Source organism: Marinobacter fonticola (assembly GCF_008122265.1).
GTDB classification, from domain to species: domain Bacteria; phylum Pseudomonadota; class Gammaproteobacteria; order Pseudomonadales; family Oleiphilaceae; genus Marinobacter_A; species Marinobacter_A fonticola.
On record NZ_CP043042.1, the window covers coordinates 2,155,454 to 2,175,352 of the forward strand.

Annotated in this window: 17 protein-coding genes; 10 read left to right on the plus strand and 7 right to left on the minus strand. The window is 55.7% G+C overall.

The genetic code is table 11. From position 1 onward, the window contains the following. Positions 1-34: 34 nt before the first annotated feature. Both FXO11_RS09615 and FXO11_RS09620 read left to right on the plus strand, forming a co-directional pair. Positions 35-700: an alpha/beta hydrolase gene (locus tag FXO11_RS09615; RefSeq protein WP_202980313.1), complete on the plus strand. Its 666-nt coding sequence runs from the start codon at positions 35-37 to the stop codon at positions 698-700. A gap of 20 nt (positions 701-720) precedes the next feature. Continuing rightward, on the plus strand, positions 721-915 hold the full coding sequence (locus tag FXO11_RS09620; RefSeq protein ID WP_148862781.1) for a hypothetical protein: 195 nt from the start codon (positions 721-723) through the stop codon (positions 913-915). On the opposite strand, the gene FXO11_RS09625 is transcribed toward FXO11_RS09620, so the two are convergent. The 4 genes from FXO11_RS09625 to FXO11_RS09640 form a co-directional block, all read right to left on the minus strand. Continuing rightward, entirely contained in the window at positions 868-2,310 is a 1,443-nt protein-coding gene (locus tag FXO11_RS09625; protein WP_227546102.1) for a TrkH family potassium uptake protein, read from the minus strand. The two genes, FXO11_RS09620 and FXO11_RS09625, sit on opposite strands and share 48 nt — an antisense overlap. Positions 2,311-2,440: 130 nt before the next feature. Then, positions 2,441-2,974 (minus strand): hypothetical protein, encoded by a 534-nt coding sequence (locus tag FXO11_RS09630; protein WP_148862782.1) that lies wholly within the window; start codon positions 2,972-2,974, stop codon positions 2,441-2,443. Positions 2,975-3,121: 147 nt separating this feature from the next. Further along, complete coding sequence (locus FXO11_RS09635; protein WP_148862783.1) at positions 3,122-3,991, minus strand: diacylglycerol/lipid kinase family protein; 870 nt, start codon at positions 3,989-3,991, stop codon at positions 3,122-3,124. Positions 3,992-4,157: 166 nt separating this feature from the next. Next, positions 4,158-5,195 carry an adenosine deaminase gene (locus FXO11_RS09640; protein WP_202980314.1) on the minus strand — a complete coding sequence of 346 codons (1,038 nt, stop codon included), beginning with the start codon at positions 5,193-5,195 and terminating at the stop codon, positions 4,158-4,160. A gap of 283 nt (positions 5,196-5,478) precedes the next feature. Between FXO11_RS09640 and FXO11_RS09645 the strand changes: the two genes are divergently transcribed. Further along, on the plus strand, positions 5,479-7,101 hold the full coding sequence (locus tag FXO11_RS09645) for a M28 family metallopeptidase (RefSeq protein WP_148862784.1): 1,623 nt from the start codon (positions 5,479-5,481) through the stop codon (positions 7,099-7,101). Between the two features lie 422 nt (positions 7,102-7,523). Beyond that, positions 7,524-8,336 (plus strand): hypothetical protein, encoded by an 813-nt coding sequence (locus FXO11_RS09650; RefSeq protein ID WP_148862785.1) that lies wholly within the window; start codon positions 7,524-7,526, stop codon positions 8,334-8,336. A 52-nt stretch (positions 8,337-8,388) separates the two neighbouring features. On the opposite strand, the gene FXO11_RS09655 is transcribed toward FXO11_RS09650, so the two are convergent. Next, on the minus strand, positions 8,389-9,453 hold the full coding sequence (locus FXO11_RS09655; RefSeq protein ID WP_148862786.1) for a DUF2914 domain-containing protein: 1,065 nt from the start codon (positions 9,451-9,453) through the stop codon (positions 8,389-8,391). Positions 9,454-9,818: 365 nt separating this feature from the next. Between FXO11_RS09655 and FXO11_RS09660 the strand changes: the two genes are divergently transcribed. The 6 genes from FXO11_RS09660 to FXO11_RS09685 all read left to right on the plus strand — a co-directional run bounded on the left by FXO11_RS09660 (position 9,819) and on the right by FXO11_RS09685 (position 17,441). Further along, positions 9,819-10,190 carry a DUF7673 family protein gene (locus FXO11_RS09660; protein ID WP_148862787.1) on the plus strand — a complete coding sequence of 124 codons (372 nt, stop codon included), beginning with the start codon at positions 9,819-9,821 and terminating at the stop codon, positions 10,188-10,190. 741 nt (positions 10,191-10,931) lie between these two features. Continuing rightward, positions 10,932-11,459 carry a hypothetical protein gene (locus FXO11_RS09665; RefSeq protein WP_148862788.1) on the plus strand — a complete coding sequence of 176 codons (528 nt, stop codon included), beginning with the start codon at positions 10,932-10,934 and terminating at the stop codon, positions 11,457-11,459. Next, on the plus strand, positions 11,429-13,426 hold the full coding sequence (locus tag FXO11_RS20265) for a LuxR C-terminal-related transcriptional regulator (RefSeq protein ID WP_168203149.1): 1,998 nt from the start codon (positions 11,429-11,431) through the stop codon (positions 13,424-13,426). The genes FXO11_RS09665 and FXO11_RS20265 overlap by 31 nt, the downstream gene beginning before the upstream one ends. A gap of 147 nt (positions 13,427-13,573) precedes the next feature. Continuing rightward, positions 13,574-15,976 carry an arylsulfatase gene (locus FXO11_RS09675; protein ID WP_148862789.1) on the plus strand — a complete coding sequence of 801 codons (2,403 nt, stop codon included), beginning with the start codon at positions 13,574-13,576 and terminating at the stop codon, positions 15,974-15,976. A gap of 30 nt (positions 15,977-16,006) precedes the next feature. Further along, positions 16,007-16,273, plus strand: a complete 267-nt coding sequence (locus FXO11_RS09680) for a hypothetical protein (RefSeq protein WP_148862790.1) — start codon at positions 16,007-16,009, stop codon at positions 16,271-16,273. Between the two features lie 235 nt (positions 16,274-16,508). Continuing rightward, positions 16,509-17,441: a TonB-dependent receptor gene (locus FXO11_RS09685; RefSeq protein ID WP_148862791.1), complete on the plus strand. Its 933-nt coding sequence runs from the start codon at positions 16,509-16,511 to the stop codon at positions 17,439-17,441. Positions 17,442-17,678: 237 nt separating this feature from the next. Here FXO11_RS09685 and FXO11_RS09690 read toward each other — a convergent pair whose 3' ends face one another. After that, entirely contained in the window at positions 17,679-19,388 is a 1,710-nt protein-coding gene (locus tag FXO11_RS09690; protein ID WP_148862792.1) for a protein adenylyltransferase SelO, read from the minus strand. A gap of 52 nt (positions 19,389-19,440) precedes the next feature. Then, entirely contained in the window at positions 19,441-19,851 is a 411-nt protein-coding gene (locus FXO11_RS09695; RefSeq protein WP_148862793.1) for an ACT domain-containing protein, read from the minus strand. Positions 19,852-19,899: the final 48 nt, after the last annotated feature.

Consider the following 19,899-nt stretch of genomic DNA (forward strand, 5'->3'; position numbering starts at 1 on the left):
CGATCCCTCGATACAACCCCTTAGAGAGGTGCGTGTGACCACACTCAGCTATATCGAACTGGAAACCCGTCCCGATCCGGACGCTGCTGTCATCTGGCTCCACGGTCTGGGCGCCAGCGGGCACGACTTCGAACCTATCGTGCCCGAGCTGCGCCTGCCGAAGGAGGCTGGCATACGATTTATTTTTCCCCACGCACCGACGTTGCCTGTCACGATTAACGGCGGGATGCACATGCCAGCCTGGTATGACATCAAGGCGATGGATATCGATCGCACGGTGGACGAAGAGCAGTTATTGCAATCCGCGGAGGCCATCGGTGAGTTGATCGAACAGGAGATCAAGCGCGGCATCGATAGCAAGCGCATCATCGTCGCCGGGTTTTCACAGGGTGGGGCGGTGGCCTATCAAGTTGGCCTGAGCTACCCCCAACCGTTGGCGGGTATACTGGGGCTTTCGACCTATTTCGCAACGTCCAAGTCTATTCAAGTTTCCGAACAGAACCGTGAAGTACCGATCCGGATTTACCACGGCACCCATGACCCCATCGTTCCGGAGAGTCTCGGGCGCCAGAGCTACCTCAATATGCAGAACTTAGGCTACAACGTGAGCTATGAAACCTATCCCATGGATCACAGCGTTTGCCTCGAAGAGATACTGGACATCGGCAAGTTCATCACAGAAAACCTGAAGCTCGCCTAACGCCCATGACGCGCCGCGACATGATTATTCGCATAGCGCTGATCGCGGTGTTGATTATTGCGGTGTCGGCGCTGGCGAAGGGCTTGCTGTTTACGACAGCGTTGGCGCCGGACGACTCCGGGCGTCAGCGCATCGAACAGCAGGGCACGCAAGGATGCGAAAGCCTGTCAGCTACGCCAGAATGCCGGCGAGAAGAGGATAATCACGCTCAGTAGTTCCAGTCGCCCAAGTATCATCCCGATGCTCAGTATCCATTTAGCCGGGTCGGGCAACGGCGCGAAATTGCCGGCCGGTCCAATGACCGGACCTAGCCCGGGGCCTACGTTCGTCAATGCGGTGATCGAACCGGTCAAGCTGGTAATCAGGTCGACACCCAGAAGCGATAGCAACAACGTCATCACCGCCATGGTCACCAGGAAAACGAACACGTAGGCAATCATCGACGCAATGATTTCGTCGCTGACCGGGCGTCCGTTGAAATTACGGGTCTGTACTGCCCGCGGGTGCAATAACCGCCGAAACTGCTCGCGCAGGACCATGAACGACAGCTGGAAGCGAAAGATTTTCATACCGCCGCTGGTCGAACCCGAGCACCCGCCCACAAACGTCAGAAAGAAAAAGGCCGCGCTGGTGAAGGGGCCCCAAATCAGATAATCCTCCGATGCATAACCGGTGGTCGTGACAATCGATGTAACGTTGAACAGTGCGGTGGCGAACAGCTCAAAAGGATGCTCGCCGTGGTTCAGCAGCCGGTAAACCGTCATGATCAACGCCGAGACGAGCAGCAACGCAATGAAGGTACGCACCTGCTGATCACGAATCAGCACCCCATGCTGCCCATGTAACTCGCGCACGAACAGAAAAAACGGCATAGCGCCAACAGCCATAAACAGGGATGAAATTAACAGGATGGACAAACTGTTGAATTGCCCCATAGAACTGTCCGACGTGGAGTAGCCACCGGTGGCAATCGTGGTGAATGCATGGTTGATAGCGTTGAACAGGTCCATTCCGGCAAGCCAGTAGCAAAGACCACAGCTCACCGTAAACGCACAGTAAACGAACAGCAGGCCCCGGCTCAGGCTTTTCATGCGAGGCAGGGCTTTCTCTGTCCATTCCGAGGATTCGGTTGTGAACAACCGCATCCCGCCAATGCCCAGGAACGGCAGTACAGCCACGAACATACCGATGATACCGATGCCGCCGATCCACTGGATTATCGAACGCCAAAGCAGGATATCCGGAGCCATGGCATCCAATCCGCTGAGTACCGTGGAGCCCGTGGTCGTAATGCCCGAGAAGCTCTCGAAAATGGCGTCCGTCGCCGATAGATGGAGATTGCTCAGATACAGCGGGAGCGCACAAAGCAGGGAAATGATTACCCAACTGCTGACGGTCAGCAGAAACATATAGCGTGGCTGTAAGCGATGGGACGCGCTGCGAGTCAGCCACAGGCCGGAAACGCCCAGCAGGAACACGCCAATGGCGGTGTCACTGAAAGCTGATGAATTCGGCGCGCTGGGTAAAAAAATGGGCGGTAACGTCATAAAAATGCTGAGCAGAACCAGCATGACGCTAACGATAAAAGTGACTGGCGCAAGGTTCTTCATTCAGGGCGGCATCTTCCGGAGGTGACTCGCCAGAGCAGGGGCGCTTACAGATTGCCCGTACCGCATAAAAAAACGCGACCTATTGGGCCGCGCCCCAGCTCCCATCTTTGTGTTCCGATTCAACATCGACCTACATCTGTAGTTGCCGCGTTTCCTCGAGTAAGGCCTCGGCTTCTTGGGGATAGACGGTAAAAGCCAGCGAGTCCTCAACCCGGGCCGACCCGATCACCATGGTGACCGGTTCAGGCTGAGCGGCGATGTATTCGACCATGGCTTCGTCGATACCGGCTACGCCCAGCTCCGAATACGTGCAGCCGTAGTCCGTGCAGGTCATATCGGAACGTTGCCAAATCAGGGGTAATGCTGCCGGCTCGCCATCGAAATCAAAGCGGACCTGATCCCACCGTTTCCAACTATCCTTGTTGACTGCGAGGTGCAACTCATAGAACTTGAGGCCGGTTTGCTTGCTGATCTTGGCTTCGAAGTAGTAATCGGTGGGGGCCGGGTAGCCCATGAAGGGTTCGGCGAAGAGTTCGGAGGAGACTTCGATATGGTCATTGAGTTCGTCGGTCTCGCCTTTGGTCGTTATGCCGCTAACATTGGCACAACCCGCGACAAAAACGGTAGCGAGAGTGGCGAGGGTAACTCTAAGTGCGCGTTCCATGGTCTGTTTTCTCCAAGGTCTCCAGCAGTGCGAGAATTATACGCATAATAGGTCGTGCCAGACGACAGCGACGACATCGAGTAAATCGTGTTAGTGCGCCTGTTAACGCTCAGTTCGTAAATGAGCGAAACTGAACATTACTGGTCGTCAGGTATTAACGACTTCCTTGCAGATCACGCGCAAACACCCCGGTTTACACACCACATCCAGCGGCGTTTTGCCGGCGATTTCACCGTCCGCGGTGACCGTCTTGGGACGGTGTGTCCGGATTTTGCACCAGCTACTTTTCAGTTGCACGACAGTACTGGCGCGCTCCGGCTTTCGTCCCATCATGCGCACGACAAGATACGTGAGGAGAAGGCGGATGATGGATCTTGGCCGTACAGCGATAATATCGAGCTGACCATCGTTAGCGGAAGCCTCGGGAATTTCGTTGCCGCCGCCGAAAAAGGCCCCGGTGGCCACGGCGATCGTGAGCCAGCGACCTGAAACCTCGCTCTGTTCACACTCGATGGTTGCCCGGAAACCGCGCTGAACCATCACCTTGCGCAACAACATCACGCCGTAGCTGAAACGCCCGAAAAGCCGTTTGGTTTGCCCTGAAGATTCCCGTACCGGCCAAGTGCCTAAACCGATATGCGCGACGTTGAGAAAAACCTGATCATTGAACTGAGCGACATCGAGCCATTCGGTGGCACCGCTGGCGACCAATTGGCAAAGGTCTTTGGGGTTTTCGGGGAGGCCGAGATTACGGGCAAAATCATTGGCGGTTCCGGAGGGCAGAATCCCCAGCGTCGCGCCGGTATCCAGGCATAGCCGGGCAGCACAGTTCACCGAACCGTCGCCGCCGGCCGCGAGTACATGATCGTCTCGGGTGACCTCTCTCATCCAATCCTGGTTGTCTAGGTCGCAATCTCTCCACCGGGTAATGCCGACATCTTCCAGGTGCGATGTCCAGAAATCGCGGTTCCTGCTGTTAGTGCCCGCTTTGGGGTTTGCCATCAACCAGATCGTCATGAAACTCGGACTCTTACATGGGGTGTAAAAGGCGCCCGGTGGAGGCGCCTCATCCGTCGCTTTATAAAACAGAGCGCAGTGGTAATCCAGCCCCTGACGGAGATGTAATCCGCTGAACGATCAGCAAGAGTGGGTGACTGTTGGCGACGGCTGGCGCGAGGCGGCATCACGCGTTCAGCGAACCACTCTGGAAGCGTTGCCAAACCTCATCCACCTTACCCAGCGCACGGTGCTTGTCCGGGGCGTCGAGCCAACTACCTTCGAAACTGTTTCGCGCGAGTTGGTAGACCTGCTCGGGCTGAATCGGGAGGTTCTCGATGATGGCGCGAAAATTGTCGTTCACGTAGCCGCCGAAGTACGCCGGATCGTCGGAATTGATCGTCACATGAAGCCCTTTGTCCATCATGGTCAGCAGAGGGTGTTTCTTCATGTCATCGATCACACAGAGGCGATAGTTTGAAAGTGGGCAGACGGTGAGTGTCAGACCACGCTCGGCGATCAGCGCAGTCAGTGCGGCATCCTCCAATGCCCGGTTGCCGTGATCGATACGGTCGATCTGGAGCCCATCGATGGCCTGCCAGACGTACTCGGGCGGGCCTTCTTCGCCCGCATGGGCGGTAATGCGAAGCCCCAGGTCGCGGCAGCGCTTGAAGATGCGCTCGAACTTCTCCGGCGGATGGCCTTTCTCGGACGAATCCAGACCGACGCCATCAATACGGTCAAGGTAAGGCATAGCGAGTTCAAGCGCTTCAAAGGCACTGGCTTCGCTGAGGTGGCGGAGGAAGGACATAATCAGACGGAAACTGATGCCGAGCCTGTCCCGGCCGTCGCAAAGGGCGCGATAGATGCCGTTGAACTGAACGTCGAAAGAGACGTTTCGTTCGAGGTGGGCCTGGGGATCGAAGAAGACCTCGGTATGAGTAACGTTATCCTGGCGGCAGTGTTCCAGGTAAGACCAGGTCAAATCGTAGAAATCCTGCTCGGTCAGCAGCACCGACATACCGGCGTAATAGAGATCGAGGAATTCCTGCAGGCCGCCGAATTGGTAGGCTTGACGAAGCTCGTCTTCGTTATCGTAGGGCAAATCCACGCCATTGCGGCGGGCAAGGGCGAACATCAATTCCGGCTCGAGACTCCCCTCAAGATGCATATGGAGTTCGGCTTTGGGAAGTTGTTCTGAAAGGGTCTGGATAGACAGCGTCATACCTCGTCCTTGAACTGTTATGGTCGGAAAATTTTATCACAGGGCCCCGTTCCCGTCGCGTAAGGGCTGAGACTGTTATGTCTTAAAATACGCCATGGAAATTTTTTGTACCCCGCCGTAAACCACGTCTAGTATTTTTTCGAGCACCGAGGGATGCAGTGGTGCCAGCGCGGCAGGACGGCCTGGTTTCTGTTTACTTACGAAACAGGGCACTGGTTTATTTTCGAAACAAGACACCGGCGCTGACTGCCATAATAAATCTCCGAGGATTGGAGCAACAATAATGAGAACGGCAAGAACAACCGCAACCCTGGGACTAGGGTCACTCCTATTCGCACTATCCGCTCAGGCCAATTCCGGCCAATCCACTAGCGAGCTACTCAACGAGTTCTGGAGCCCGGATCGCGTCGGCTTTTTCGAATGCCGCATCGGTATTCTAAATAGCACGCCTTTCGGTCTGCCACGCTGTATGCAGGCTGAAAATATCGGGTATCACCTGGAGATGTTTTACAACATCGCCCAGGCCAACGACGGCAACCGTGCCGCCGGCCTGCCGGGTTACGATGCGTCGGTGGACTACATACAGTCAACGCTGGAAAGCGCGGGCTACGACGTCAGCATTCAGCCTTTTCCATTTACGGCGTTCTACCCGGTAGCGGAAGGTATGCTGGCAGCGACAAGCCCAACATCCGAAAGCTATGTCTGGGAGGAGGACTTCACCTACCTGTCCCAAACCGAGCCAGGGGAAGTGACGGCACCGGTGGCGGCGGTCGATCTGGAGCTGGGGCCCGACAATGCGTCCACCAGCGGCTGCGAGCCTGAAGATTTTGCTGACTTCCCGGCCGGCTCGATCGCGCTGGTTCAGCGGGGCGCCTGTAGTTTCGGCATAAAGGCCGAAAACGCAGCAGCAGCCGGCGCCGTGGGGGTGATCATCTTCAACCAGGGCAACACCGAGGACCGCACGGGATTGACCAACGCGACGTTGGGCGAAGCCTACTCCGGCGGCGTCCCCGTGTTTTTTGCGACCTATGATAATGGCGTAGCCTGGGCGCAGACCGAGGGTCTGGAACTCAACATGGTCGCCAACGTCGTGCGGGAGCAGACTCAAACCTATAACGTGGTGGCGGAAACCCGTAAGGGCGACCCGGATAACGTCGTGATGACCGGCGCCCACCTGGATTCCGTGTTCACCGGGGCCGGTATCAACGACAACGCGTCCGGCAGCGCCGCCTTGCTAGAGCTGGCATTGCAGATGAAACGGGCCCATCCGAAGAACAAGGTCCGTTTTGCCTGGTGGGGTGCGGAAGAGGCCGGTCTGGTGGGCTCGACCTACTACGTGAACAACTTGTCGGATGAAGAGAAGGCCAAAATCAAGGTCTATCTCAACTACGACATGGTGGCCTCACCCAACTTCGGCTACTTCATCTACGACGGCGATGGCTCCGACTTCGGTTTAGAAGGACCTCCGGGTTCGGCTGCCACCGAACGGCTGTTCGAGAAGTACTTCGAACTGCGCGCCCTACCGTACGAAGGCACCGAGATCAGCTTCCGTTCCGATTACGCCCAGTTCTTTACCGATGGCATCGCTTTTGGCGGACTGTTTACCGGCGCGGAAGTGGAGAAAACTCCCGAGCAGGCTGAGAAATTCGGTGGAGAAGCGGGTGTAGCATTCGATCCCTGCTACCACTCCGAGTGTGACGACATCACCAACTACGACGCCGAAGCGCTGGAAATCAACGCCGACGCGATGGCGTTCGTGACCAGTTGGCTGTCGCTCTCGACCCGCTTGATTGACCAGGAGATCGAGGCCGCCGAGGAACCGGACACCGGTGCCCGGATGCTCAATGCCCAGTCCATGCACCAGAAATACGACATCACTCATTGGGGTAAAGACTGGATCAAATAGCCTGTATCCCACTTGATCGACACAGGGCTGCCCTTCGGGTGGCCCTTTTTTTGAGCGGGTTATTGGAGAGAGCTATCGGAGAGGATTATTGAAACGGAACGGGTCAATTCATCTCTTAAAACGCTAAAATGAAGCGTCCGCGGGTATGACGAGCGCAGGAGAATTAACTTCGGTCGTTAACTGGGGTATGGTATTTTGATACGTTGTAAAAATTTAACAATAATTTAATTTCGGCCCCAAGGCCTGCCATTAGCCGCCTGCGCTCGGTTATGGCACCATTGTTTGGATACGTGTCTTGAAACATCTATGTGCATTGATGCTACGGTTCACGCTGGCGAAATAAAAGCTTATCACTCATAAAAAGATGAATGCTGACTCGGCATCAACTAGTAGTAGTCCATCTTAGTATCAAGGATCGAACAATGACGAAGTTATCCTATTGCCTTGCGTTTTCGCTTCCCGCTTTTCTGATCGGCTGCGGTGGCGGCGGTGGTGGTAGCAGTGACGATGGTGGCAGCGGCGGTGGCGGTAGTGCCAGCACCGAAGCTTGCCGCTCGATCGACGAGCTCTCCGGCGTAGCGAAAGCCACTGGGCGCTATAAAGGCGCATTGACCATGAATGGCGTTGACTACAATAACGCCTATGCGTTTGTCGGCCCGGATGGCAAGTTCAGGCTTATCGCGGGCAGTGACGACACGAGCCAAACCAGCTATATCGCCGGACAATTTGAAGGTGACGCGAGTAATCTGGCTGATTCGGATGCCACCGCTTATTTTGTAAACGGTAACGATGCTTCTAACGAAACCGCCAATGTAGCGGGCAATTTCGAAGCGAAAACCCAGCTCGTTCTCAATAGCGCAGACTCCCTCGCGATAGATGCGGACCTGAAGTACGTAGCGCCTCCGTCTGGCCATTGCATGGAAAGCGGCAGATTTGCCAATACCTATTCCGATACTGACAACGGCGGCGTCACCTCGTTAAACATCGACTCCGCAGGGGATGTAACGGGCACCACAATCCGTGAATGCGTGGTCAGTGGCCGAGTGGATAGCTACAACGTTGAAGGCGGTCTTTTCTTTGCGAACCTGGACCTAGCCAACTGTAACGCAGAAGGATTTAATGGACCTTACCAAGCCATTGGCGGTTTTGTTTTCGATCCAAGCGGTACCGGTCAGCTTGTAGACATGATCATCGAGAACGATGAGTTCGCCTTGTATAGCCGTCTGAATAAGTAATCTATTTCTTCAGACGGAGAGCCCGGCAAACCCTGTTTGCCGGGCTTTTTTCTTATTTAGACACGGAGAAGGTGCCGTATCCAAGGCTGGCTCCTTCGTCTGTCACCGCTTCAACCCGCCAATCCCCCAGCATGTTCCGATTGATGTACTTGCCGCTGGATGCCCGCATCTGGTCAAGGTAAGCGTCGATATCCACCCGGGCAACGCGCTCCCCATTCAGGTACCAATCGTGATAAACGGTCTGGCCTTTCAATCCTTGCAGCTCGTTGAAGAAGTACACCCGGATAACCTCCTCTGAGCCGAGTTGGAGCTGGGCGGGTAGGGCGGCCGTCGGTTCCTTGTCCCGCAGTTCCAGGGTGAGCTGGACGCGTTGCAGATGTTCCGACGCGATTTCCAGGTTAGCGCTTCCACTGTCTGTAGCGTCAGCGGTCTGCGGCTGTGGATCGTCTGTAGGCATTGGGCGATCAGCAGGATCTTCTATCACAGAGCCCGGTGGCGTGAACTCTGTTTCGGCTGAGAGCTCTGACTCCGCTGAGGGCTCTGATTCGGCTGAGAGCTCTGATTCGGCTGAGAGCTCTGATTTCGCTGAAGGCTCTGATTCCGCTGAAGGCTCTGACGGGCTCGATGCCACCACGGCATTTTCGTCAGCTTGATTGGAAATACTTGGTTCACTGGCGTCTTCCGGGGTTGCCTCGGAGGCCGAGCCTGCCTGTTGGGCGATAGTCGTTTGCGGCTCCGGCTCGGCACTGCCGGAAGCCGATTCGGTCGGTTGAGCCGATTCTGGTTGCTGAGTGGCGTCGCCCATAGCCGATGGCGTGGAGGCGCTCTCCCCAGCGTCTGAGCTCGTTTCCCCTGGCTGAGTCCGTTGAATCGTGCCACTGACTGCTTCGCTAGCGTCCGGTTCCGGCGATGACTCCCCTACGGGCTGCTCCATACCATCGGGGGATCCAGAAGAGGCCGACAAGAACCAGAGCACGATGAAGGCGATCAGCACCACACTCACCAGAGCGCCTAAAATACGCCCCCAGTGATACACCACGGTTTCCTCGACTCTAGGCTCGGCTTTACGTGTCGAAGTACGCATTTTGAGTCGGTAGGCGGTATTGGAATCTTTCATGGGTAATAGTCGTCCGTGAAGCTGCGGATGTAACCGCGCTATGGTAGTGCTGGATTAACTTGAGGTATAGGTCGCGGACTGCGATAGGCGTTCCGAAGCCTTATTAGAGTTAAGTTTTTGACAGGGTAAAAGACATGGCCCCCCTGAAGAAATTTTGGGGTCGCGTTTTGCTTATAAGTAAATCATATACTTAGCGGCCCGTTAGTTGATTGTGAGCTTTGCAACCTATGTTAATTAGGTAGGTATGTGTTTTATGTGAACATGAACATTCCGTAGCCAAGTATTCCTGCATTAGGCCTTAAGTGGGCTTATGGAGCTTGACCAAACGCAGTTTGTCATTAGCTCGTGTCGCAAGGACTGTGATTATGGAAACGGAAGCCTCAACCGCAATTCGCGGTCAGATTTCGGAAGCTGAAATCATTTGCGCCGAACTGAGCGTGACGGTTGGAGAGTACCATCAGGCACTCGAAACGCTGTGGTCACACGCCATTAATGAGGGCGGTGAACGCCGACCTGCCTCCCTGGTGCTTTTAGGCGCCTATGATCCCCCGAACTGGGCGATCACGTTCAGCGATCTAGCATCGCTCGATTATAAACTCCTCAAGGCCGCAATGGTTGTGCTGCGGGGCCGCCTGGTACTAGGCATCGAGCCTCACACAATGATCAAAAATGGTCCCAGCCGTTTGCGCCAACTCATGGAAGAGGTGTTCCCATGCTACTTGCAAGCCAATCAGTAAGATCGGGAAGTACGTTTGTAAAACAGTTCCTCTCAGTTATTTGGCTCCTCATGGTTTGGCTAGGAGCCCAGGCCGCACTCAACACGCTCTCCGGTAGCTATACGGAGACAGGCGTCGATTCCGGCAAACAGCAGGTGGAGATGCACAGCCTGTCGTATTTTCAGCAACCTTGCGAATCCTGCGAGGGACTTGTTGCCGGTCGTATCTCTTCAGATGCATTCTTGCGCCGCAGCCTATAGAAGGCCGACGCAGAGCGGGCAGGGGCGAGTCGTCCCCTGTGCTGCTCTTTTACTTTCCCTTTCATTTGCTCATTTCGTTCTTGAGTCTGCTCCGCAATTTATCGGCTAAACTCTCCTATTAAGGGGCTGGTCGCGTTTCTCTCTTTGCTTCTGCTTTGTTCAAAACTGCTCCCAGACCGGCCGGTGATCACTTATTGTGTCCCTCGAGATTTACCGCGACGCTCATGATCGTCCACGCCTGCCGTAACGCCACGAACCCAATGAAGAACACGGAGTCTCTGGACGCGCCAGGGTGAAAAGGGGAAGGCCAATGGTGCAGTACACGCCAATACTTAAAACGAAGTTGTACTGCCCGAAACCGTCATTGGGCCTGGTTGTACGTGACCGCCTTCATCGGCAGCTCGATCAGTCGCGGCACTATCCGCTGACGTTAATCTCGGCGCCACCCGGCTACGGAAAGACAATCCTGGCATCCAGCTGGGCCCGTGAGCAGGAGGCGCCTGTGGCCTGGCTCATCCTCGACGCGTCGGAGAGCAGCCTGGAACAATTCATGGGTTATCTGGTTGCGGCTCTCGATAACGTACGACGAGACGGCTTTAAAGCAACGGCTGCCGTTCTGGCGACGGCTGAATTACCAGCCATTGGCCATATCGCTCGGCTTTTAGCGAACGACATTGACGCATTGGATGACGACCTGGTGCTCATCCTGGACGATTACCACCTCGTGGCGCATGGTTCCGTCGTGCACGAGTTGATTGACCGGCTACTCAACTGCCCGCCGCCAAACCTGCACATCATCCTCCTCACCCGGCGGGACCCTCCACTTACCCTGAAAAAGTACCGGGCAAACAATAGTTGCCTGGAACTCCGCATGGCTGATTTGCGATTCCGCATTGAGGAGACCCGCGACCTATTAAAGGCTTCTCTCGCGCGCGAGCTGAGTCCAACGGCTGTATCCAACGTGCAGAATGTGCTAGAGGGGTGGGGGCAGGCATACGTATGGTCACGCTGGCGGCTAGACAGCCGTTGACCGGAGACGGTTATCTGCAGCATCTGGCGGGGCACGTCCAGCAAGTTCAGGAATACATGTTCGAGGAAGTCATCAAAGGACTGCAACCAGATACGCTCCACTACTTGCTGTGTTCCGCCTTGCCCCAGCGGTTCTCCGCGGCGCTACTGGATGCGATGGCACTGACAAAGCCGGGATTGGCGGGGGTTATTTGTGGCGAGGCATTTGTCCGCTTCGCTGAGCACAATAATATGTTTACGCTCTGTCTCGACGCTGAGGGGGAGTGGTATCGCTACCACAATCTGTTCAGGGAGTTGCTGGTGCAGCGGGCACACCGCACTTTTTCAGCAGAGAGTCGGCGAAACATCGTGGGTGAAGCCGCCGCATGGCTCGAAGCGGTTGGGGAGATTGACGATGCCATCCGGATACTCCTTGAGCACGACGACAGCGATCAAGCCGCTCATATTATCGATCGGCACCGCAACGCTGCGCTCGATGCGGACCATTGGCTGGTCCTGCAAAGCTGGTTGCAAAAATTCTCCCCCTCACAGACAGACCGGTCCCCGGTGCTCTTGCTGACGAAGGCGTCGCTGGCAACGTTCAACCTGGATCTATACTTGCTCGGAGCGCTGGTGCAGCAATTGGACGCCCACCAGTCAGCCGGCAACCTGTCGGATGAGCAACTGGCCGAACTGAGCTTTTTCCGGGCTTTGCCGCTGTTCTGGAGTGGTGACATCGCAGCGGCGAGGGTGTGTCTGGAGAGGGCCGCGAGGCCACCCCTGCGCTTTGGCCAACTGGCAGGAGAGCTTTACATCTATCTTTCGATGTCCCTCACCATGACGGGCGATCAGCCCTTGGCCCTTAAGGCACTTTCAGAAGCCGATGAGCAGAATGCCGGCAGACGAAACATCTTTCTCACGCGCCTCGTGGCCGCAAAAAGTTTCGTGGGGTATGTCGCGTTGCAGTCGCCCGAATCACTTGCCCAGGCCGAATATCTGGCTGCGTTGACGGCGATCGATGTACCGAGTCAACACGCTAGGGGGTGGGGGCATTACATGCGTACCCTGAACCTGTTGAATACCGGGCGACTGGATACGGCCCGCCAGGCTGCGAATGAGGCGTTGAGATGGTCCGACTATCTCGAAAAACGTGTGCAGATCGACTTGTTCCTGGTGTTGGGCATATGCCATTGCCGACTGGGACATGACGCCGGCGTCAGCGAAGCCCTTGTGGAACTGGAAACCTTGATGGAAGCGTCGCCAAACCCTGAGCTAAGGGTGACAGCGCTATCGGCCCGGGTACGTCTGATCCTTTTGCGCGGAAACGTCCGGGCCGCGCAAACACAGGCGCTGGAGCTACCGCAAACACCGATGGCGGGTACGCTGGCATTCTGGTTGGAAGAACCTTGCTTAACCTCCGCAAAAGTCCAACTGGCGATGGGCAACGAAGAGCTTGCCCAGTGGGTCCTGCCGCTACTGGATAGCTTGTACCGACAGGCCTGCGTTCAGCATTTAAAGCCATGGCAAGTTGAGATTCGTCTCATGCAAGCCGTAGCCGAGTATCTTCTGGGCCGGTTGGATGCTGCGCAACAGTTATTGCGAGGCGCCGTCGAATTGGCACACCCTCATCACTGGATAGGGCCGTTCGCAGAGCTGGCCGGAGGCATTCCGCGGCCACTGGTGGATGCTTTGCAGAGAGATGAGCACCGGGCGTTCGTACTGGAGGCGCTTGCGAGTCGTGGGTCAATGGTTGTGGAGCCGGGCAGGATGGGGCCTGATCAGTTCACCAATCGCGAGCTGGATGTTCTCCAGCTACTGGCCGCGCGCCGACGCAACAAAGAGATAGCCACGACCTTGTTTATCTCGGCGAACACGGTGAACTTCCATCTAAAACACATCTACCAGAAGCTGGACGTCACTGGAAGACGCCAGGCGGTGGTTCGCGCGACAGCGTTGGGCCTCTTGTCGCCTTACTCTCTGTCCAAATAAATACTCTCGCCCAGCCAATTACTACTCATTTACTACCCAATCAGCATCCTCCTTCCTTCCTGTTTTTTTGTCATTCTTATCCGGTCCAGCCCAAAGCTTAGGGGAAGGTACGAATCAACTCTCAGGTGATACGCAAGGAGGCAAACAATGCGGTCACAATATCAAGGCATCGCGGCGCTGAGTCGGGGACTAGGAACCTGTAAAATACTTGCCGCAGCGGCGCTGATCGGCCTTCCATGCGTGGTGTCAGGTCAAGCCAGTCCATTGGAGAACCCGCAGCTGGATCGTTCGGTTCTGCCAATCGCCGAGCCCATCCCTCCGACCTATACCGAGCTGGACGTGCGCAACACGCAGCCGCCTCCACGGTTTGAAGTCAAGGCCCCGGAGCGCGCGCCCAATGTCATCATCGTCCTGATCGACGACCTTGGCTTTGGCGCCACATCGACGTTCGGCGGCCCTATCCCGACACCGACACTCGACAATCTCGCCAGTACCGGCCTGCGATACAACAACTTCCACACCACAGCGCTGTGCTCGCCGACGCGCGTTGCCCTTAAAAGCGGGCGAAATCACCATACCGCCAACGCGGGTTCCATCATGGAGACCTCCACCGCTTACCCGGGCAACACGGGCGCGATTCCCAACCGCGTCGCCCCGCTTGCGGAAATGCTGCGCCTCAACGGCTACAGCACGGGGGCCTTTGGCAAGTGGCACGAAACAGCAGCCTGGGAGACCAGCGTTTCAGGTCCGTTCGACCGTTGGCCCATTCACCAGGGGTTCGACAAATTCTATGGCTTCATTGGCGGCGAAACGGATCAATGGTCGCCCCTGATTTTTGACGGCGTCAGACGAATAGACCCGCCCCGTACCGAGGGTTACCACTTCACTCAGGATATGACCGATCAGGCTATTAACTGGATGAAGGCGCAACAGTCGCTCACGCCGGATAAACCCTTCTTCATGTACTTCGCCACCGGCGCCGTGCACGCACCGCACCACGTTCCGAAGGAATGGATCGCTAAATTCCACGGCAAGTTTGATGCAGGCTGGGATGCGGTTCGCCAGGCAAGTTACGAGCGGCAGATGAAGGCGGGCATCGTCCCGGAGAACACCAAATTGCCGCCGCGTCCTGACGATATCAAAGCATGGGACACCCTCTCCAAAGGCGAGAAGACGATCTTCAAGCGTCAGGCAGAGACCTTTGCCGGTTTTGTCGCCCACACCGATCACCATGTTGGCCGGCTGATCGGCGCTGTTGAGGACATCGGCGAGACGAACAATACGCTGATCTTCTATATCGCCGGCGACAACGGCACCAGTGCCGAGGGCGGTATGGTGGGCATGTTCAACGAAATGACGTACTTTAACGGCGTGCAGGAAAAGGTCGAAGATCTTCTACCGTTGGTCGACAAGTGGGGTAGTCCGGAAACCTTCCCCCATATGGCGGCCGGCTGGGCAGTGGCATTTGACTCACCGTTCCGCTGGACCAAGCAGGTCGCATCCGATTTCGGTGGCACCCGTAACGGCATGGTTGTGCACTGGCCTGACGGCATCAAGCAGACGGGCGGGCTACGTGCGCAGTTCAGCCATGTGATCGACATTGCGCCGACTGTACTTGAAGCCGCCACGCTGCCCGAGCCCAAGGTGGTTAACGGCACACCGCAGGTCCCAATCGAGGGCACCAGCCTGCTGTACACCTTCAACGATGCTGACGCTCCGGAGCGCCACACCACCCAATACTTTGAAATGTTTGGCAATCGCGCCATCTACCGGGACGGCTGGTTCGCCCGGACCATTCATCGCGCGCCGTGGGAAACGGCAAAGCTCTCGCCGCTGGCTGAGGATCAGTGGGACCTCTACAACCTGCGTGAGGACTTCAGCCTCGCGAACAACCTGGCGAAAGCCGAGTCCGACAAGCTTGAGCAGATGAAGGCGCTGTTCATGGTCGAGGCTGCCAAGTACCACGTCCTACCAATAGATGACCGCACGATAGCGCGGACGAACCCGTCGATTGCCGGTAGGCCTGACCTGATGGGTGATCGCACCTCGATCACCTTGTACGAAGGCATGGAGGGAATGCTGGAAAACACGTTCATCAATGTGAAGAATCGTTCCAAGACGGTAACTGCTGAGATCGAAATTCCCGAGGGTGGAGCGTCGGGCGCATTGCTCGTGCAGGGCAGCCGTTACGGTGGCTGGTCGTTGCATATACGCGACGGCAAGCCGGCCTACGAATACAACTTCCTGGGCCTGGAACGCTATGTGATTGAAAGTCCCGAGTCATTGCCGCCCGGTAAGGCAACGGTCGTGCTGGATTTCAACTACGACGGCGGCGGTCTCGGTAAAGGAGGCGACGCCATACTCCGGGTCAACGGCAGCCAGGTTGCCCAGGGAAGAATCGAGCGCACACAGCCGAACATCTTCTCCGCAGACGAAACAGCCGACGTTGGCCTCGACAACCAGACCCCGGTCGCGCAGGGCATCGGTTACGGCCCGGATGAGACCAGATTCACCGGCAAAATCCACGAGATCGTTGTCGCTGTGGAGTAGGGGGGGCCGCCCGGAAGCCAGGAGAATCGTATGACGACACCACTCCATCCAACTGACGAGCCCCCATTGCGGTTTGATGGGGGTGGCTTCTACAGAATCGTGGTTCAAGGGGGAATTCCGGAAGACTGGATGGATCGCCTGAATGGAATGGATGTTGTCACCAGTGATGACGCCCCGCAATACAAGACATATGTATTGCAAGGAAGGGTAAGAGATCAAACAGAGTTGAACGGCCTACTGGAAACGCTATACCGGCTGCAGGTCGTTATTATTAGTGTTGATCAGCAGAAAACGTAAGAAAAATCACACTGGCTCAGGTTATCGGGAGACTCATCCTGAGAACAAGGCTAAGCTAGAAGTGGTGGTGGGCTCTATGCCTTTCTCGGTTATCAGATGCCAGCGGTTGTGGGTGATCTGGAGATTTCCAGCCCATACTCGATCTTCACTTCCAATGGTGATTGATCAGGGAAGAACGTGTGGCGCAGATTGCGCCCCGCGTCATCTGACGGACCTCCGAGAGGAGATCATGGTTATGAAGAAGCCTGCCCGCACAATTCTGCGCCCACTAATGAAGGGCCATACTTGCCGAGCGCTAAAAAAGGGGAGAGTGAACAGCTTTACACCCGCAGCGCCGCAGGGAAACGCCCTGTTTTTTACACTCATCGTCCTGATGTTATGCCTGCCACCCGAAAAAGCGTATGGATTGGGCGAGGAGACGTTAACCTTGAGCGTAGGCGGCTCGATATCGGAGTTCGACTCGGACATCAGTGTTGATGGTAAAACCAGAAACAATAACGCCAGTGTAGATATCGAAAATGACCTGGGTCAGGAAGAAGACGTTAATTTTCTCGCGTTGAGGGCTGTTTGGCGGATCGGGAAGCGACACCGCTTGAGCGTGGAATACAGTCCATTCTCCCGAGAAAGCAGTACTGACCTGGATCGAGACTTTGAATTTGAGGATACCGTCATTAATGCTGGGGCCAGTATTTCGACAGATACCGATTTCCATATCTACGACGTCAATTACATTTACAGCCTGTACAAAACACAAAATATAGAGGTTGGCGCCTCGGCGGGCGTCTATTGGATGGATTTAGCTTTCGATATAAAAGCTAGCGGGCAAATTAGTGACTCACAGGGGAATACCCAGTTTGAAAATGACTACCGGAACGGCATCAGCAGCGATATGCCGCTGCCTTTAGTCGGCGTTTATTTTGACTACGAGTTCGCGCAGCGATGGCAACTTCGTACCGCCGGCCGATATTTCAATGCGAACATCGATGACTACGATGGAAACATCACCAGCTTATTCGTCGGCGTTGAATACAATGTTTGGAAATCGCTGTCGCTAGGCGTTTCAGCAACGCATTTTGCCTTGGATGTGGGCGCTGATAAGGACAACTTCAAAGGTGAATTCGAATGGAGCTACTCAGGAGCGCAGCTTTATTTTAAAGCTCAATTCTGAAAGGCGAATCGGGTATGAGCGCTGACACCAATGTGCGCTTGCAGAGAGTCGGAAGGTGGGCAGACGCTCCACAAAGAAAGGTCAATCGACACCGTAGGAGCGCGCATCTGGCGATTGGTCCTGCGCGTAAGGGTGGCTTTCCAGAGTGTGGTTTGTTGAAGGCTGTGTGATGCGGCTTTCGTTCACATACTGTATTTAACATAATATACATTATGCGCAGTATTATATAGCTGCCCGTCACGACGAGCAGCTGTAATGCGAAGATCCTCCAACCTCAAAGAGCTCCAGCGGCTTCAGTCTATAGTATTTCTTCTCTACGGCCTCCGATTGCTCGGTGTATGGCTGCGTCATCACGTCCTGCAGTTCTCGCAGCAAAGCGTAGTTACCCGCTGCTGCTTGCTGATAAGCAGGCATAACGAACCACTCTCTCAAACTGTATTTTGGGTTAACGAGCTTCATCTGACTGGAAACGTCTTCATGAGAGCGGGCTTGGATTAGCGATTTCCACTTTCCCAGCCACGCTGACCACCGGTTATCCATGCCGTCAGGATCGGCGGCACAAGCCCGGCCCGTGTAGAAGCTCTTCTTGAGTGGCTCAATGTCGTCGGGCAACGATGAGAGTTCCCGGAAGAACATGGTGTAATCAACGGGCGTTTGCATCATCAGCGTTGCCAGCTCGCGGAACAAAGCCGCGTCAAACGCGTCGAGTCCGAGTTTGGCCGCCCACATCTTCTCCATTTGGGCCTGCATCACCTTTGGGAAATCACTTTGAATCTCCTCCAACTGTCGCAGACAGTCTGGATGCCCTGTCAACAAAGGCCGAACCGCCGAACAGAACGAGTGGAAATTGCGTTCCGCCGCCGCCGGCTGGTTAAGGAATGAGAAGTGTTGTCCGCCACCGGTCCATGGTTGGTACTGCGGATCAAACACATCACAGAATCCGAAGGGTCCATAGTCGAGCGTAAAGCCACCCGCCGCACAGTTGTCGCTGTTGAAGTTACCTTGGCAGTAGCCAACACGGATCCAGTTGGCCACAAGCGACGTCAGTCGGTTGCGGAACTCATATGCAAGCGACACCACTTTTTCTGCAGTGGCCAGTGACCGGTCGATAACGTCATCGTACTCGCGATCGATCAGGTGCAAGACGATCTTCTCGAGCTCCTCCATCGCATGCGGATGCTCCTGTTTGCGGGCACGACGACTAAAGAGTTCGAGCTGGCCTACCCGAATAAACGACGGTGCAACACGCGTCGAGATGGCCACTGGTTCGGATACAAGAATATCGGGATCTATCGAGCGTGAGCCCTCCGAATACCAAGGACGCCTGACGGTCTCGGTTTTCGAGACGTACAGACTCAGAGACCGTGATGTGGGCACACCGAGCGCGTGCATATGCTCCTGGGCCAGAAACTCCCGCACACTGGACCGCAGAACGGCCCGGCCGTCTGCGCCGCGGCAGTAGGGCGTACGCCCTGCCCCTTTCAACTGCATTTCCCAGCGCTGGCCGTTGACGACGGCTTCCAGCACCGAAATAGCGCGACCGTCGCCGTAGCCATTGCCGGTCTGGAACGGGCATTGCTGGTAGAACTCGTTGCCGTAAATCGAAAGGGCGTAGCCACTCGCCCACCCGACCTTGCGCAGAGGCTCAGGAACTTGCGACAAGTCTCCAGAGAACATGCGGACGAAGTCGCCGGACTGCGCCATGCTGTCGGCGAAACCCAGTTCGTGAAACAGGTTTTTCCCATGGGCGACGTATTCGGGATTTTCGATTGGCGTGGGTTTGACCGGAACATAGTGGCCCGAGAAGATTTGTCTTGGCGCGTGATCAACTCCGTTTGTTTTCCCCTCAGGATCGCAGTTGAGCGTGTCCATAAGTGAATAGTCTGCCAACGTTGCGAGATCTTCGAGGGTCGCGACAGTAGTAGGCGTTTCAAGGTGACGTCGCATTATCAAAGGGACTCCTCTGGCGTTGGTTTGGTTATGAGCAACATTGTGACATTTAACCGCTCGGCTGGCTGGCAAGCTCCTTCAGTGCCTGCATGGCCTCATCTATCCTATCGCTGGGTACAAACATATGGTCGTGATAAAACCCCGCGACGACGTTGGTGGTAATGCCCCGTTCGGCCAGCAGGCTCGTTACCACGGATGTGAGACCAAGCGCTTCAAGACTGGAGTGGCCCTCGAGGGTGATGCGACGAAAGACTCTGTAATAGTCCAGGCCCTCGGCTTTGGCCTGCTCTAGAGGAATTACCAGGGTAAGACCTTCCAATTCGGCAATACTGACAATGGGTTTGAGCTTTTCCAACTCACCATACGTTGCTTTAGCCACTGTGCAATACACATAGGACGTCGAATCCAGTGTTGGCGAGAGCTGTTTGATCAAATCCTGGAGGAACTGTGTTCGCATCATCTCTAACTGTCCTTCAGCCGAATGTTATTGTGGTTAAAATGAAAACTT

Coding starts and splice junctions, on each gene's coding strand:
- FXO11_RS09650 (WP_148862785.1), top strand. CDS start 7,524: ATGACGAAGTTATCCTATTGCCTTGCGTTTTCGCTTCCCGCTTTTCTG.
- FXO11_RS09685 (WP_148862791.1), top strand. CDS start 16,509: ATGAAGAAGCCTGCCCGCACAATTCTGCGCCCACTAATGAAGGGCCAT.
- FXO11_RS09630 (WP_148862782.1), bottom strand. CDS start 2,974: ATGGAACGCGCACTTAGAGTTACCCTCGCCACTCTCGCTACCGTTTTT.
- FXO11_RS20265 (WP_168203149.1), top strand. CDS start 11,429: ATGGTCACGCTGGCGGCTAGACAGCCGTTGACCGGAGACGGTTATCTG.
- FXO11_RS09645 (WP_148862784.1), top strand. CDS start 5,479: ATGAGAACGGCAAGAACAACCGCAACCCTGGGACTAGGGTCACTCCTA.
- FXO11_RS09640 (WP_202980314.1), bottom strand. CDS start 5,195: ATGACGCTGTCTATCCAGACCCTTTCAGAACAACTTCCCAAAGCCGAA.
- FXO11_RS09680 (WP_148862790.1), top strand. CDS start 16,007: ATGACGACACCACTCCATCCAACTGACGAGCCCCCATTGCGGTTTGAT.
- FXO11_RS09635 (WP_148862783.1), bottom strand. CDS start 3,991: ATGACGATCTGGTTGATGGCAAACCCCAAAGCGGGCACTAACAGCAGG.
- FXO11_RS09690 (WP_148862792.1), bottom strand. CDS start 19,388: ATGCGACGTCACCTTGAAACGCCTACTACTGTCGCGACCCTCGAAGAT.
- FXO11_RS09620 (WP_148862781.1), top strand. CDS start 721: ATGATTATTCGCATAGCGCTGATCGCGGTGTTGATTATTGCGGTGTCG.
- FXO11_RS09625 (WP_227546102.1), bottom strand. CDS start 2,310: ATGAAGAACCTTGCGCCAGTCACTTTTATCGTTAGCGTCATGCTGGTT.
- FXO11_RS09660 (WP_148862787.1), top strand. CDS start 9,819: ATGGAAACGGAAGCCTCAACCGCAATTCGCGGTCAGATTTCGGAAGCT.
- FXO11_RS09695 (WP_148862793.1), bottom strand. CDS start 19,851: ATGATGCGAACACAGTTCCTCCAGGATTTGATCAAACAGCTCTCGCCA.
- FXO11_RS09675 (WP_148862789.1), top strand. CDS start 13,574: ATGCGGTCACAATATCAAGGCATCGCGGCGCTGAGTCGGGGACTAGGA.
- FXO11_RS09655 (WP_148862786.1), bottom strand. CDS start 9,453: ATGAAAGATTCCAATACCGCCTACCGACTCAAAATGCGTACTTCGACA.